This is a genomic window from Pseudovibrio sp. Ad26, from assembly GCF_001623285.1.
Taxonomy (GTDB): Bacteria; Pseudomonadota; Alphaproteobacteria; order Rhizobiales; family Stappiaceae; genus Pseudovibrio; species Pseudovibrio ascidiaceicola.
Genome location: NZ_LMCE01000024.1, coordinates 1 through 14672, shown reverse-complemented (window position 1 = coordinate 14672; position 14672 = coordinate 1). Strand labels below are relative to the sequence as shown.

The 14672-nt window shown below is 47.7% G+C and carries 11 protein-coding genes; 3 read left to right on the top strand and 8 right to left on the bottom strand.

The window, feature by feature from the left end; all coding sequences use genetic code 11:
- The first annotated feature begins 167 nt into the window (after positions 1 to 167).
- Positions 168 to 623, top strand: coding sequence for a DUF2267 domain-containing protein (locus tag PsAD26_RS04615; protein WP_063309467.1), 456 nt, complete (start codon positions 168 to 170; stop codon positions 621 to 623).
- Positions 624 to 759: 136 nt separating this feature from the next.
- The gene (locus PsAD26_RS04610; RefSeq protein ID WP_208985513.1) at positions 760 to 1233 is read left to right on the top strand and encodes a GNAT family N-acetyltransferase; all 474 of its coding nucleotides are present in this window, start codon (positions 760 to 762) and stop codon (positions 1231 to 1233) included.
- A 134-nt stretch (positions 1234 to 1367) separates the two neighbouring features.
- Here the strand turns inward: PsAD26_RS04610 and PsAD26_RS04605 are convergent, their stop codons facing one another.
- The 8 genes from PsAD26_RS04605 to PsAD26_RS04575 form a co-directional block, all read right to left on the bottom strand.
- Positions 1368 to 2156 carry a hypothetical protein gene (locus tag PsAD26_RS04605; protein WP_063309465.1) on the bottom strand — a complete coding sequence of 263 codons (789 nt, stop codon included), beginning with the start codon at positions 2154 to 2156 and terminating at the stop codon, positions 1368 to 1370.
- Between the two features lie 105 nt (positions 2157 to 2261).
- Positions 2262 to 4001 carry a sulfatase-like hydrolase/transferase gene (locus PsAD26_RS04600; protein WP_063309464.1) on the bottom strand — a complete coding sequence of 580 codons (1740 nt, stop codon included), beginning with the start codon at positions 3999 to 4001 and terminating at the stop codon, positions 2262 to 2264.
- Between the two features lie 493 nt (positions 4002 to 4494).
- Entirely contained in the window at positions 4495 to 5637 is a 1143-nt protein-coding gene (locus PsAD26_RS04595) for a D-alanine--D-alanine ligase (RefSeq protein ID WP_193758249.1), read from the bottom strand.
- Positions 5638 to 6410: 773 nt separating this feature from the next.
- A complete protein-coding gene (locus PsAD26_RS29275; RefSeq protein ID WP_153039783.1) occupies positions 6411 to 6593 on the bottom strand; it encodes a hypothetical protein in 183 nt (60 codons plus the stop codon).
- Between the two features lie 58 nt (positions 6594 to 6651).
- A complete protein-coding gene (locus PsAD26_RS04590) occupies positions 6652 to 6861 on the bottom strand; it encodes a cold-shock protein (protein WP_057464243.1) in 210 nt (69 codons plus the stop codon).
- 801 nt (positions 6862 to 7662) lie between these two features.
- Positions 7663 to 8955, bottom strand: coding sequence for an aromatic amino acid transport family protein (locus PsAD26_RS04585; RefSeq protein ID WP_063309462.1), 1293 nt, complete (start codon positions 8953 to 8955; stop codon positions 7663 to 7665).
- Positions 8956 to 9167: 212 nt separating this feature from the next.
- Positions 9168 to 10544, bottom strand: coding sequence for a tyrosine phenol-lyase (locus PsAD26_RS04580; RefSeq protein ID WP_063309461.1), 1377 nt, complete (start codon positions 10542 to 10544; stop codon positions 9168 to 9170).
- 1311 nt (positions 10545 to 11855) lie between these two features.
- A complete protein-coding gene (locus PsAD26_RS04575) occupies positions 11856 to 12128 on the bottom strand; it encodes a hypothetical protein (RefSeq protein ID WP_063309460.1) in 273 nt (90 codons plus the stop codon).
- Positions 12129 to 12694: 566 nt separating this feature from the next.
- Here PsAD26_RS04575 and PsAD26_RS04570 point away from each other — a divergent pair.
- On the top strand, positions 12695 to 14224 hold the full coding sequence (locus PsAD26_RS04570; protein WP_063309459.1) for a reverse transcriptase domain-containing protein: 1530 nt from the start codon (positions 12695 to 12697) through the stop codon (positions 14222 to 14224).
- Positions 14225 to 14672 lie beyond the last annotated feature (448 nt).

Sequence of the window (14672 nt, the reverse complement as noted above, 5' to 3'; positions counted from 1 at the left end):
ACTTTCTATATCTGACCCCACCTTTACTCAATGCTGTAGTATATATACGTAGATCATCTAAGTTAAATCGATTTAGAAGCCGATTGAAAATCCGTCACTTTTGCAGCGCAGAAACTTGGGTTAAGCTCAGGCATCAGACAATCACCTTATTTTTCGGAGGTACTCTCATGCCCATGCCTCAGGAGTATCAGCTGGCCTCTCAGCAGTACGAATCTTTCCTTGCTGATGCTCAGGACGGGCTTGGCCTGACCACTCGCAATCAGACCTACACATGCGTACAGGCTGTTTTGCTGGTGTTCCGCCGGAGACTGGACGCTGAGCAGGTTCTGTCCTTTGCTGATACGCTGCCAGCGGTTCTTCGGTCGATTTTCACGTCTGGCTGGAGCAGCAGCGACTACACGGCGGAATTTGGCGCTGAACACGATTGGGCTGCTGAGGTGAAAGCTCTCAGGGCACATCACAACTTTGCGGATGATAAGACGCCTGCAGGTGTGGCTGAGGTCTTGCGCAGCCACGTTGACCTTCCCCGCTTTGAGCAGGTGTTAGGCCAGATCGGCCCTGACGCTTTACGGTTTTGGGGATTTGAAGTTTCGGCTGAAGCAGAGGTGGCTGATGTGAAGTGAGATTATCATTCTGAGTTCAGGAAGGCATACTACATTGATCCCCTTCCCGGCATTCAATGTTAGAAGGTATCGCCAGTTGTCTGGCACCAGTTACCCGCCTATTAGACGGCTCTATTAAACGATGAAAGAAACCCCATTGAAACACGAAATTACCTTCACCAGATTGCCTGAAGTTGAGCCAAGTGAAATTATTGTTCACATGTCCGACCCTCGTATTGCCGAGCATATGCCACTTCTGACATTCGAGTGGGATGAAGCAGCCGTCAGCAAATTTGTCTCTGCTAAAGAAGAGTGCTGGAAACGTGATGGCCTAGGGCATTGGGCCATCTTGCTAGACAACAACTATGTCGGTTGGGGTGGCTTTCAAAAAGAAGGAGATGAATGGGATTATGGTCTGGTTCTGAAAACAGAGTTTTTTGGCCTAGGCACACGCATCTCACAAAAAGCAATTGAATTTGCCCTTGCAGATGAGCGTATCCCCTTCGTCACGTTTTTGTTGCCGCCGTCGCGCAAAAAACTAGGAGCGCTTAAAAGGCTCGGCGCAGTATTTGTCGGTGAAATCGAATATGATGGCACTACATTTCTCAAGTACTGCCTGAATACTGAATGACGGCTTCTTCAGCTGAGTGGTCAACAAAATCCCCGAAGCCTGCCTCTTAGTCGAGGCCGCAATGTATGCGTGCTTGAGCGGCAGAAAGATGCCGCAGCTGGGAAGAGCTGCGACATGTCTTTGACAGGTGCTGCTTATTTAAAGACGCAGCGATTGATGGCCGGATCCTTACCGTCCAACTTTTTCGAGAGCAATGTAGCTACTCCCAGAGGCGCGCCTACCATGAGCTCAGTTCCCGTGGAGTTGACTGATTTGACCGAGCAGAGCTTGTCATGGAACGATTTATCACAGCACGTACCATCGGTGTTACGATCACCGGGCGCACATGACCAGGGGCCAGCCATCTGAAAGCCTGCGGACGGGCTAGGCACTGAGGGGCAGGAACAGATGATCTCGTCTTCCTTAACTGCTCCGATGCCGGGAAAGTCCTTGCCTTGAGTGCTGTTAAAACAGAAGCCGCCATCACATTGAGCAGAGTAACCAGCGGGCGCATCGTCTGTGTTGGGGCAGCTGTACGTCGCCATGGGTGGTCCCAGCTTCTCGGTGTCGGGATCGTAGTCGGTTTCCATCTGGCGTGGTGTGGCGTATGTGCTTACTGTGAACCCGTTATCAATGCCGGCCTTCAGCAGATCACAGACATCTTTTTTCTCACCGCCCTCTTCATAGTGAAACGGTAGGGAAATGCTCTGCTCATTCAACACATCGCATTTGCAATAGGCGACGGTATCGACGGTCCAGCATTTGGCTGTGGCGCACAGGGCAAAGGTGTTGGGGTCATCCTGCGATACCGGACATTCCTTGAAAAGACTTATGTCCGTGCTTGCGTCCGTGCCGGTATCAGCGTTGACTGCGCCGATACTAAGCAGCGGGAACGCGAGGACGAGCCATAGCGTTGCTAATCGTGAAACTGATTTCAGCGGCATGTTTTTTCTCCTTTTTGCGCTGAATGGTTGCCGTCTTTGGGGCTAACAGTCAGTGGGGTTTATCTGCTTGCTTATGACGTCATGATTGAACGGTCAGAGTGTTCGTCAGCGCCGCAAAGGTCCGGGGCTGGAACTGTCTTCATTGTTCAATGTATGGGGAAGCAGACGTTTCTTAAGGCGCTGTTCAACCAGCACTTGCTCCAGTGCGTGGCGGATCTCATCGGGCAAGGCTTTACCGGCCAATGGCGAGGTCAGGTTATGCTCTTCCAGTGGATCTTCCGTCAGATTGTAACACTCATACTCATCCGGAATGCCACGTGGTGTGGTGACGTTATCCGGATTACCAGCACCGAGAAGGTTAGCCGCCGAAGATTGCATAAAACGATGGTTCTGCTGAGTGTAAAAGCGAGGATTGTCGAAGTAGCGCGTGTACTTCCACACAATATCTCCCGTTCGCTCAGGCAGTTTGGTAACGACAGTCTCCAAATGCTTGGGCTCAATGATGCTGTCGAATGCCAGTCCGGTAATCGCATTTGTCATCTGCGAGCCTTCTTCGACACTGTCATCTGTCATAAAGTAAACGGGCTCATCAGCCATTCTCTGGCGCTCAGTTATAAACTCTGACAGATCTCGCCCCACCAGAGGGCGCGCTTCACTGTGGGATCTCGCCAGTTCTTTTCTTGCAGCTTCGGCATCAATGTCCGCCAGACTAAGGAGTGTTGGGAGAAGGTCTACATGTGAGGTCAGCAACTCAGACTGACGCGCTTCCGGAAACAGCACGGGGTTGGAAATTATGAAAGGGACATGCACGGTTTCCTGATAGGCATTGTACCACTTCTGATGCAAACCACCGTGAGCCCCCAGCATCTCTCCATGATCAGAGAGAAAAACAACGACCGTGTTTTCCGCAAAACTGGTGTTTTGCAGGGTCTCATAGACCCGATCGATATGCTTGTTCACTTCTGCCATCAGAAAATAATAGAGCTGCCGATAGCTGTCATCATCAGGCTGCGGCAGGTACATGCGCGGATAGGTATAAACATAATCCTTCTGGCAACGAGGCTTGCTTTCCAGTGACTCTCCAGCTGTTGGTGCCGGAGCCACAAAGGGCAGTTTGCCTTCGTTCTTTAACGCTTCGAAGTTGGGGAACCAGCTCGGAATGCCCGAAAACACGATGTCGTGCGGATTCACAAAGGAGGAGACCAGCAAAAAGGGCTGCTCCTCTCCCGACTGGGCTTTTTCATCGAGATCCAATAGTAAACGACAGACCTGATCGGCAAAGCCGGGGTCGCGGACAGTGCCATCATTGGCTTGATTTGAACCATGGGGCTCCGGACCAATCCAACCGGAAAAACCGTATTTGTCCAGACATTCGGCTTCTTCATAAAGCGCTATGCGTTCAGGATACGCAGTCCCATCGACAGCATTGCTCATCAACGCTGTTTGTGTGCCTGGAACATCAATGTCCTCATTGGAAATATGCCACTTTCCGCGATACCAGGTCTGATAGCCTGCCTGACGGAAGTAGTTGCCGAGGGTTGGCACCGTATCAGGTTCCAGCCAGAACATATTCTGGTCATAAGAGGATTTGCCGATCCCCGGCGTCTGGCTGACACCATGTAATGAGGGGTACTGGCCGGTATAGATGCTGGTTCGGCTGGGAGCACAGGCTGTGGTTGCGGTGTGGTGGTTGAGAAACTCCAACCCATGGCGACGCATTTTCCCCAGCGCAACACTGTTTTGCAACCGGTACTGTCTGGCACTGTCATTTTCGTAGACCGGCGGAAAGCGCTCTTCATCCGTCGTAATAATCAAGAAGTTGAGAGGCTTACCGTTAATTTTCATGCTGTGTCCTTATCGTTTTTGTTCGTTTTGGACATCGTTCGCTGGAATGTATGTACTCAAGTAAATCTGAGTGACCGACGCAGATATAGAGCTGAAGCACTCTGAGAAGAGGGTGGGAAAGTTGTATGACAGAAACATGAATCACAACATAAAGTTGTTACGTGTTTTCATCTTGAAATATTGGGGGAGATATTTGCGTGAGGAGCGGTTTGAACAGCGTGATAATCAGTTAGCCTAACCAACCTTCGTTCTAAACAAGTCACTCCCTGCGAGAGTAATAATTGAACCTTATCTGGGTCTAATTCGGCAACACGTAAAGAGTAGGAAGTAGGCTCTACTGAGTAATAACCTACTTCACCTCAGGTCAAAAACTACCTAAATCAGTTCGCATTTAAGTTGAAACACATGAACTGCTTTAGCCTTTGTTTTTGCGGATCTTTATCCGAAGACCGATTTCCACTTTTTGGAGATACGTTGTAGCAGACGATTGTAATTAGCCCACTTGCTGTAATGTGTTGATGCGATTGAGGCCTAGTTCAACGATCTTCAAGGCAACCTCAGAATGTGTCATCGCTGACGGCCTGTTCGTCTTCGATTTTGACCCAGTTTGTAATGAACAAGCCCTCGGGAAGTAACTTGAATCGGGCGTCATACCCGGCACTAGGTTTGCTTCAAGAAAATTGGGGATTCCTTCTGCATCAAGCTTGATGTCAATCCGACCAAAACTCTTAACTCCCAATGCCGTAAAAGCACTGCCTGCAAGCTCGGAAACAGCGCTCAAAGTGGGTTCGGTAATAGTTCTGAGTAACTCATGATTTTGCTGCTTTGCAGCACATCCCAATATTCGATCACCCTTTTCATTCTTGGGAACTATGATTTCTACAGGCATAATAGATCTTGAATCGGTTTCCGGGTCATCAAAGATTGCAACGGTAAACTCTCGTCCCGGTAGCACCTCCTCGACCAGAACATCTGCACCATAGCTTTCGAAAAGTTCTTTGACTTTACTTTGATAACTTTCGAAGTCGCGAACTATCGAGTTTTCATCAATTCCATTTCCATTAGCAGCATCTATTGGTTTAACGAAAAGAGGAAGAAAAAGAGGGAGTTTGTCTTCTGTTTCGAACTGGTCAGGGCAGGCTTGGAAAAACTTTGCAGTAGCAATACCGTGGTTTTGTATAGCCGTCTTAGCCTTTCCTTTATTGGAATCGAACTCCAGACAGTTGCGATCAGATCCGGTAAAAGCAATTGCATGCTTAGAAAAGTAATCTGAAAACCAAGTTTTTGTATTATTACTTACATCCAGGAAGTATTTACTGCAAAGGACAACAAGATCTGGTCTAGACGTAACAATATCATTTAAACTGGATATCGAAGAAATCTCGTGAAACGTAACCGTTTGATATTTTTCTTTTAGAGCATCGTAAAAGAGGCGACATGTCTCAATCGATCCAAATCCGGTTTCTTTCAAATCATGTGTATTGGTCGCTATAACTGCAATGTGGTTCTTCAATTTTGAGGAGTGTTCCTGCAAATCTTGCCGATGGTTATTGTTTGCAATTGGATTGGGAGACTGGAGAGGACCAATTAATTCTGCGGTTAAGCCAATTTTAGCAAGATCAGTTCGTTCTGTCATTGGACCATTCTTTCGTTGCTCAGTCATCAGTTGACAAGCAAATTGCCGGCCCTTTGTTTAGAGCACGGGAAGTGGCGAGGATAATTGACCGGTAAAACGTGGATTTAACTCACACAGTGCCGGGTGAGGATGGCTGTATTCACGGCACTAAGATCTTGTAGGAATAGGGAGAGCAGCTGTGAGGTAGTGTATATGACCAGCTGCAGATCTGATAAACACCACTGTCAAGAGTAAGGAAGTTACGTGTCCAGGGACCGTCTTTTGTTAGGCAACTTCAATATTGTTGACTTCTATTTTCCCGTTTGCAGGATTTGTAAGCGTATCGAAACGTACTTTTTGGCGTTCAGCCAATTTCTTATACCAGCACGATTTAAGGACGCACGAAGGACGCGAAACTGTGAATTTGTACCTTCCTCCTGAATGTAGCCAAAGCCTTGCTCAGAATTGAAGAATTTCACGGAACCATTGATCATTTAGGATACAATCTGTGATGACCAAAAACGCTTTAGTACTTATGTACAATCGCTTGGCCAGAGAATACTACTTCCCCAAAAGCAATATTCTATTATATACATATTGCACATCTTATCGCACTGGTTCAATCAATTTAAATTTTAATACGGATTTATTTGGCTAGTCTAAGTAAATCTTAGAGAAACATAGTTTATTGAATTTAGATCTACTAGATCAATGAACTAGCCCGAAGAATAGAGCTTAACCCTAGATATTTAGCGATATCTTGTGCACTCGCTGATTGCCAATCACTTGGTAGACTATTTTATCAAAGGGCGAAGCTTTTTATCTGTAGCTTCTTTAGCAAGACGGAGTTCTTTTAGGCGAGACGTTTTTTCACTTAATTGCAGAGCCCGTTCCTCTTCATCAGTGAGTTCTTTTTTTTTGTTTTTTTCAATCGCAGCAAATCGATCTTTTGCACATGACATTGAAATATTAGGCATATTTTGGTTCTTTCTATCAGGACTAGGGCTGCGCAACAGGCGCAGCCCTGATCTTTTATTAGTCGACCAGCTGCAAATTCACAGCTGAAGCTTTGCCATCGCGGCCGCTTTCTAGTTCATAAGCAACTTTTTGACCTTCTTCGAGACCCATAAGTCCAGCCCGCTCAACAGCAGAAATATGAACAAATGCATCCTTTCCGCCATCTTCCGGAGAAATAAAGCCGAAGCCTTTTGTGGAATTGAAGAATTTTACAGTGCCGTGTGTCATGGTTGATACCTTGTAACTTTACCCGGGCTAAGCGGGCGTGTTTCCCATGTTCGATATGTACATGGGGTGCAACATTCTCAAAATCAGGGGGAACCTAGCAAACCGGCAAGCCGGAAGAAAAGATAGCCAATGATGGCTGTAAACGCGCTCTGCTTATGTAGTTATTCTCGGCTCTCTTTTCAAGAGGCTATGTAAGCTATGCTAAACAATCTGCAATTCTTGCTGCAATGATCGGCCCTGAAAGCAAGAAAAGCTCGTTCTCCTACAACCCTACACCATGATCACTTAGTGCTTCGACTGCGTGAATATTTATTTTCGAAGAAAATACCGGAGGCGTGCAATCTATAATATTGAGGTAGTACGATCTCAAACCTTAACTGACGTTACCGAATGCCCACTCTTGGCCCGACATTCCAGCTCTGACCTTGTTATTAGCACGGCACTTCGCAAATGCAACAATGGGCAGTTACCCCGCCTGAATTGCCGATCAGATATTTGGCACTCGGTGTTGCTTTGCGTTTTTGGTGAGAGGTTGTCTGGGGGCAAACAGTCGCCCTCTCAGAGCGCGATTTTGTTTTCTACTACACCTGATCAGTCATTGTTGGGGGTTACGCCAACACCCCGAACCTGCCTCCCAGTGGGTTCGGGGTGTTGGAACGGACAAAAACTTGCCGCAGCGGGAAGGGCTGCGGCAAGTCTTTTACTGACGTTTGAGGGTCAGTTGGTTTGATTGCGGGGGCTTGTGGCTTGCCTCGCAATCAGTTTTGCCCCGACTGAATAGTCGTCTTTATTGCATTCTCTTCAAACGGATGAGCCGAAGATTGGCAGGTTACCGGTTAGTTCGAATGCAGTGATGATGAACACCAGGATACCGAAGCCGAATACCATTGCCTGACGGGCGTTGCCGCCTGGGACCTGGTACATGTCTGGGTTCCGCTCACGACAGATGCGAACCATTACGATTGGTGCCAGCAAGGAGAAGATCACCAGAACCACACCAGCATAACCGATTGCTGCGATGAACCCGTGTGGGTACAGGATAGCAAGGATGATGGTTGGGACGAATGCGATACCTACAGTCTTTGCTTTACCGGCAACGGTAGATGTGTCGAACTTGAACAAGTCAGAGATGTAATCATACAGGCTGAGAGACACACCCAGGAAGGATGTTGCAACAGCCATGTTGCCAAAGATCTGCAGGATTACAGAGATGTTGGCACTGATACCAGACTTACTCAGAGCACCAATGATGTTACCGATGTTACCGCCTTCAGCGATAATTGCAGGGAAGTCATCACGGGAGATGTTTCCGAATACTGCAAACATCCAGAGGAAGTAGAAGAAACCAGCAAGGAAAATCGCGATTAACAGCGCTTTACTTGTCCGTTTCGCATCCAGCCCCAGGTAGTTGGTTACAGTTGGAACTGTAATCTGAAGACCAAAACTCGCCACCAAGAAGGAGATGGTGTAGAACGCATATGGCATGCGATCGCCGAGTGAGATCTCTGGGAACAGGTTCGTTGTAGATGAGTTGCCGATCAATGAGCTCAAGCTGATCATGAATGTGATGATCATACCGCCGATGAGAACTGTGTTCACACGGTCGACTGCTCGGGTTCCCATCATCACTATCGATAATAGCACGACTGCGAAGATCAAACTCGCAACCTCTGATGACATGTTTACGTCACCAAAAATCGACAGCGAGTACGTGATGATTGAACTACCACCTGAGATGTAGGCGTAGGTGAGAACGTAGCACAGGAAGGCAACGGAAAGACCGTTGACCACACGGCCCACGTTACCAATGGTGCCCTTGGCAAGGCTGTCGTAGTTGGACCCTTCAGGGAAATGAAGCGTGATTTCCATGATGTACAACGATGCGGTGTGCATGATGTAACCAACGACGATCATCAGAACCAGACAGACAGAGAACCAAACACCACTGTTTGCAACAGGGAGCGAGAACATGCCCGCGCCGACGGCGGTGCCAGCAGCGATCACACTGGCGCCCAAGATAGTGCCCTGACTTTTTTTGGTAGGCTTCGGTTCGGCTGTCTCAGCAGCTGGAACCTGATCAGAAGCGATGGTCATGTTGAGCCTCCCAACTCCGGCATTTGCCGTGACCAATTGAGAAAACACCTGCCGATTTTGTAAGTGCCCCGTGGCAGAGCTTTCCCGAAAAGCGCACATAGACTTACGATGGGTAAGATTTGTGCTTTGATAACAACAGAGGAGAGCACACAGGCTCTCCTCCAATGCAGTTTAGTCTTTGACTATTGCTAGTCACTTCAATGGCTTAGTTCTTAGATTTCTTCGAAACGGCCAGTGAAGAAGCGAAGTACCTTAGGTTCGAATACGAACTCGAGACCCTTGATGCTTTCGCGGTTTTTGTAGAGCTCGATGATCGCATCTGCGACGTAATCCATGTGTGCGTATGTGTATACGCGACGTGGGATAGTCAGACGAACGGTTTCGAGCTTAGGAACGTGGTTCTCACCGGTCTTAACGTCGCGGCCTGCGGATACGATGCCGCGTTCCATGGTGCGTACACCGGAGGTGCGGTAGATCGCTGCGGCAAGTGCCTGTGCAGGGAGCTGCTGTTGGTCAAGGTGTGGCAGGAATGCGCGTGCATCGAGGAAGATTGCGTGACCGCCGTAAGGCTTAACCATTGGCACGCCAGCTGCATCCAGACGTTCGCCGAGGTAGCGGATCTGATTTACGCGGTGTGAGATGTAGTCAAACTCTACGGATTCCTTGATGCCGATTGCCATTGCTTCCATGTCGCGGCCTGCGAGACCACCGTAGGAAGGCATACCTTCGAACTGAACAACCATGCCTTTTGCTTCAGCAAACAGGTCGTCGTCGTTCATGCAGAGGAAACCGCCGTTGTTTGTCAGGCAATCTTTTTTGCCGGACATGGTGCAGCCGTCGCCGTAGGAGAACATTTCAAGGAGGATTGCCTTGATTGTTTTGTCTTCGAAGCCAGCTTCACGTTCTTTGATGAAGTATGCGTTTTCTACACAACGGGTTGCATCGTACATCACTTTGATGCCGTGCTTGTGGCAGAGTTCGCTTACTGCTTTGATGTTGCCCATGGAAACAGGCTGACCACCAGCCAGGTTCACGGTTACAGCAAGACAGATGTAAGGGATCTTTTCGCCGCCAACTTCGTCGATGAGCTTCTGCAGTTTTGCAAGGTCCACGTTGCCTTTGAATGGCACGTCAGCCAGGTCAGGGTTGTGGGCTTCGTCGCAGATTACGTCAACAAATGTTGCACCGTTACGTTCCTGGTGGAAACGTGTTGTGGTGAAGTACATGTTGCCTGGAACGTAGTCGCCTGGCTTGATTGTGAGCGTGGACAGGATGTTTTCTGCGCCGCGGCCCTGGTGAGTAGGGATGAGGTGTTTGAAGCCGAAGTGCTCTTTAACAACTTCTTCAAGGTGGTAGAAGTTTTCGGAGCCAGCATAAGCTTCGTCACCAACCATCAGGCCAGCCCACTGCTTGTCGGACATCGCGGATGTACCGGAGTCGGTCAGCAGATCGATGTAGCAATCTTTGGACTTCAGCAGGAATGTGTTGAAGCCAGCTTCCTGGATTGCCGCTTCGCGACGCTCGTCAGAAATGAAGTACATTGGTTCAACAGATTTAATCTTGAACGGCTCTGGCATAAACTTAGTCATAAGAACGTCCTCTTACTTGCTTCTTTACCAATAGGGCGGAGGGAATATGTCTCTCCGAATTCTCAAGGAGTGAAGAAAATTATCGATTTCAAAGTTTATTTACTTACGAATCGAAAGCATTTTCGTTTCACCAATCTTCAAAACCATTAGATACTCAAATATTTCATCACCACAATAAGTAACAATATCCATATGTGAATAAATAATCGTTTTTATATACAGACCACAAACACATATACCTTTATGCAATACACAAGGCGCTGATGTTTACATGAGTATTACTTGATCATACAGATTCATGGTCTGCATAATCTTGGCTGTGCTGTGATCTGTATATTTCCCCGTTGCAAGTCTCAGGCATGGCGGTATCGTTCTTCTGCACCCAGCGCGCTCAACACTTGGGAGACAGGAGTAAAGACAAACGTCATTATCTGAAGCAATCACGACACAACTGCAGCGCAAACCGGAGGTGCCGATGGTATTGCCAATATCCGGACACAGTTCTTCTGCTGCACAGGGGATGCAGTTTTGGAATGAGTGCCTAATATTTACTTGTTCTGGGGGTGTTGCATGTTTGGCTGGCCCCTACGCTCTGCATCTTTGGTGGACTGTAGGAGGCAGGAGGCGGGCTTACATGCGGCCGTGCAGCAGGAGCGACTCCACTGCAGGCGGAGGTCGTCAGACGAGATGCAGGTTATTGGCCATGGAAACATCTTCGATGTGCCAAGGCAGCTTATCTCTCTTTAAGATATTCAAATACAGCTGATACCAGCGCATTTTCCTAGTCCCAATGTAACTTCAAGACCTAATTGATTACACACATCGGAGTTTGGGCGAATTAGCCTGAAAGTCAAAAGGAAAAACTACTTAGAGACAGTGGCTTGACGGGGCTGCCCTGCCGCGGCGCGATGCAGATGCCGTTACAAGCTCCCTGAAATACCAAGGGTTTTCGGGTTTTATAGGGTATGAATCACTCATTTGGGCAGAGTCCTCGTTTCGCCAAAACATCCTATTTATTCCACAATAAACTTATATATTAGCAAGTCCTGCCACTATTTTTGAAAAGGTTGGCATGAATCACTTTCACGCTCAGAGAGCTCGCTTGCGCTGCGTTTGAACAGAGTCGCAGCGCTGCGGTGCCCAATTTTGGGATGCTGGCCTGCGGGCGCGTTTGCCCGGCCGCAGACCAGCAGGGTGCTCATTTGCAGGGTTGTGCCATTCACCTGAGGTTGGAGGCCTTGGTGTGGAGGCTTCCCTGTGGCAGTGAACACGGGGTGCGTGTGACACCACCCGAGCACCTGTCACAGTGCGTTAATCCAGAGACACAACATTGGTGTTGACCGGCTGCGGAAGGGCGACCCGCTCCAATAATCCGCAGGACTTTTTCAGTGCCTCCAGGCGGTCACATAAAGCGTGGTGCAAAGTGAGCAAAGCATCCCGCTCGCAGCTGTTCTTCACGCGCTCGCTGAGTACAAACTGTTGCATGTACGCGAGGTTCTGAAGATCAGAGACGACGATCTGGACTTCGTCAATTTCATTCTGAAGAGTGTTTGTGGCGCTGCATGCGCATGCGGAGTCGACCATATTCAATCCCTCTGTTTAGGGTGTTGAAGGCCGCACGACAAAGAGCTTTTGGGACTCGCTGGCGAGCGGGAGGCCAAAAACCTGCAAACAGACAGGCGGGTTTATTCCCCTCCGAAGAAGGTATTGCATTCACCGCCCTCCCGCTCATAACGAAGGGTTTGCGCACTTTTGGAAAAAAGGCACAAAAAATCCGCTAGTTAACGGGAGCGGGTACCGCTGTTTGGAGAGGTTTTGGGCCTCACCCAAGAGCATGCAACCAGATGCATGCGGTGTCAATGGCCAAGGTTTGCAAGCGGGCGTTGTGTGGCGAAGGGGAGACGATGGGAAGCGCCTGAGTTGTCCAGTAGAATTTTTCAATCAAAAGTTACATATTTCTATTTATCAATTTAAAATTTTATTTTATACTACATGCATGGCGTAGTAGCCCAATTGGCAGAGGGCCAAAGTTACCTAGTGTCGAGGCACTAAAGGTCTTGTCGCTGAGACGCGGCGAAGGAAACCCCAACGCTAAGGTGTTGGGAACGCTATGTTGCGGAAACCCTTACTTACTGGTCCTCTGTCTACTCATGCAAAAACAACTTAAAGCTGAAATTAAACGACTTTGCCGTAGAATGTGGGCGAAGGAACGCTCTAAACAAAATAGGAATATTGAATTCCAAAAGAAGTTTATGAAGAGAACTGGGCGAAAGGGAGTGATCTCTGTATCAAAAGCGCCCAAGAATTACCACCATAAGCACTTTGATCCCATTTACTGCTGCCGAAACGCAAATTTTATTGCCAAAACAATCTGGCATAAGATTCTTACAGAGAGCTACAAACCACTCCCTGCATATAACTTTCAAATACCCAAACCATCCGGTGGGCATCGGAGTGTGATGTCTTTTTCTATCCCAGATGCAGCGCTAACAAATGTGATGCTCAGAAAAGCTAGGGATCGAAATCTAAAACGTCTCTCCCCATTTTCATACGCATACCATCCCGATCTCAACCTGTTTGATGCAGTATTAGCTTTACGAGGCTTCATTACTGAGAAGCAGCTTTATTCGGTCCAAATTGATTTTCAAAAGTATTTCGATACGATTCCAACTAGGTATTTAATTAACTTAATAGATGACAAAAACAAGCTAAGCCTTACACCGCACGAGAAGTACGTTTTCAAAGAGTTCCTACATCACCAGTTTGGTGACTCGGCAGCATATGCTAGCGGAAAATTCTTAAGACGGCACATTGGTACACCGCAAGGGTGCTCATTATCACTTTTGCTTGCAAACCTTGCCAATGATGACCTTGACCGAGCTCTAGAAAGACGCTCAGGAAGGTTCGTAAGATTTGCGGATGATGTAGTTGCTTTGTGTGATACATATGAAGAAGCTCAAGGATTACAGCAGGCTTTTGTAAGTCACTGCGCAAACAGTGGACTTGTCATCAACAAAAAGAAATCGCCTGGAATTGCAATTATCTCAAACGAAGACGCTGAGATTCGAACATTCGAGCATTTTGACTATCTAGGGTACAGGTTCACCAAAAATGGATTAACGGTCCCAACTCATGTCGAAAGTAGAATAAAGTCAAAAATATCAAGGCTTTGCCACGTATATCTTATCCATTACCCGCAAAAATTTGATTTTGCTAGATCTAGGAGCAACTCAGTTGCGAAAGATTGGGATCTCATGGGTCTCATTGGAGAAATAAGAGGGTATCTTTACGGTGGGTTGCATGAGAACGAAATTCGTAACTTTCTTTATAACGGTGAAAAGCTTCAACAGATGAAAGGCTTAATGGGCTTCTATGCGCTCATTGATGACAAATCAGCACTACAGAGATTAGATGGCTGGCTTGTAAATAATTTGCGCCGTGTAATGATTAAGCGAAATCAAATGCTTAAGAAAATGTATCCGACTAGTTACGGATGCCCGACCCCATCTAACGAGCAACTTATATTGGGAGACTGGTTTGACCCCAAACATTGGCGTGGTGACGGTGATATCCCGAACACCCAAATACCCAGCTTTGTAAGAGGATGGAGAGCGGCAAGAAAGTACTATTTCACCTTTGGACTAGAGGATGTCGAACCTCCACACTACGGATATTACTAAATTCCATTTATTTAGTTAGAAATTCGGTCCTTAGTGCATTATTGGGAGAGCCGGAAAGGCTCTAGGAATTTTTCCGTAATTGATGTGGGATCCAACCTGGACCACTCCCAACATTTAGCAATAGATCTCGTATACTAACAAAGTGAACGTCTTCGTCCCCGCATTGAGCTTCGCTTGTGCGGGATGACGGAAGGTGGGCAGCGCTGTGAGTGCAAGGGGATGGTGAGGTATTGGCAAGGTGTAAGATTGAGCTGGCGAGTATGTGAAACGACTGCAGCAGCGATTGAGGAGAGAGCCGCAAAGGACGTCATCCCGCACTTGATGTTTGTCCCGGAGAGATGGTTGACGTTTGTTCGGGGACATGGGTGACGGTCATGTTATGATGTTAAGTCGATTTTTGCGACTGTGTTTGCTGCAAAACATACGTTGAAGATCTCAGGTTTGTCTG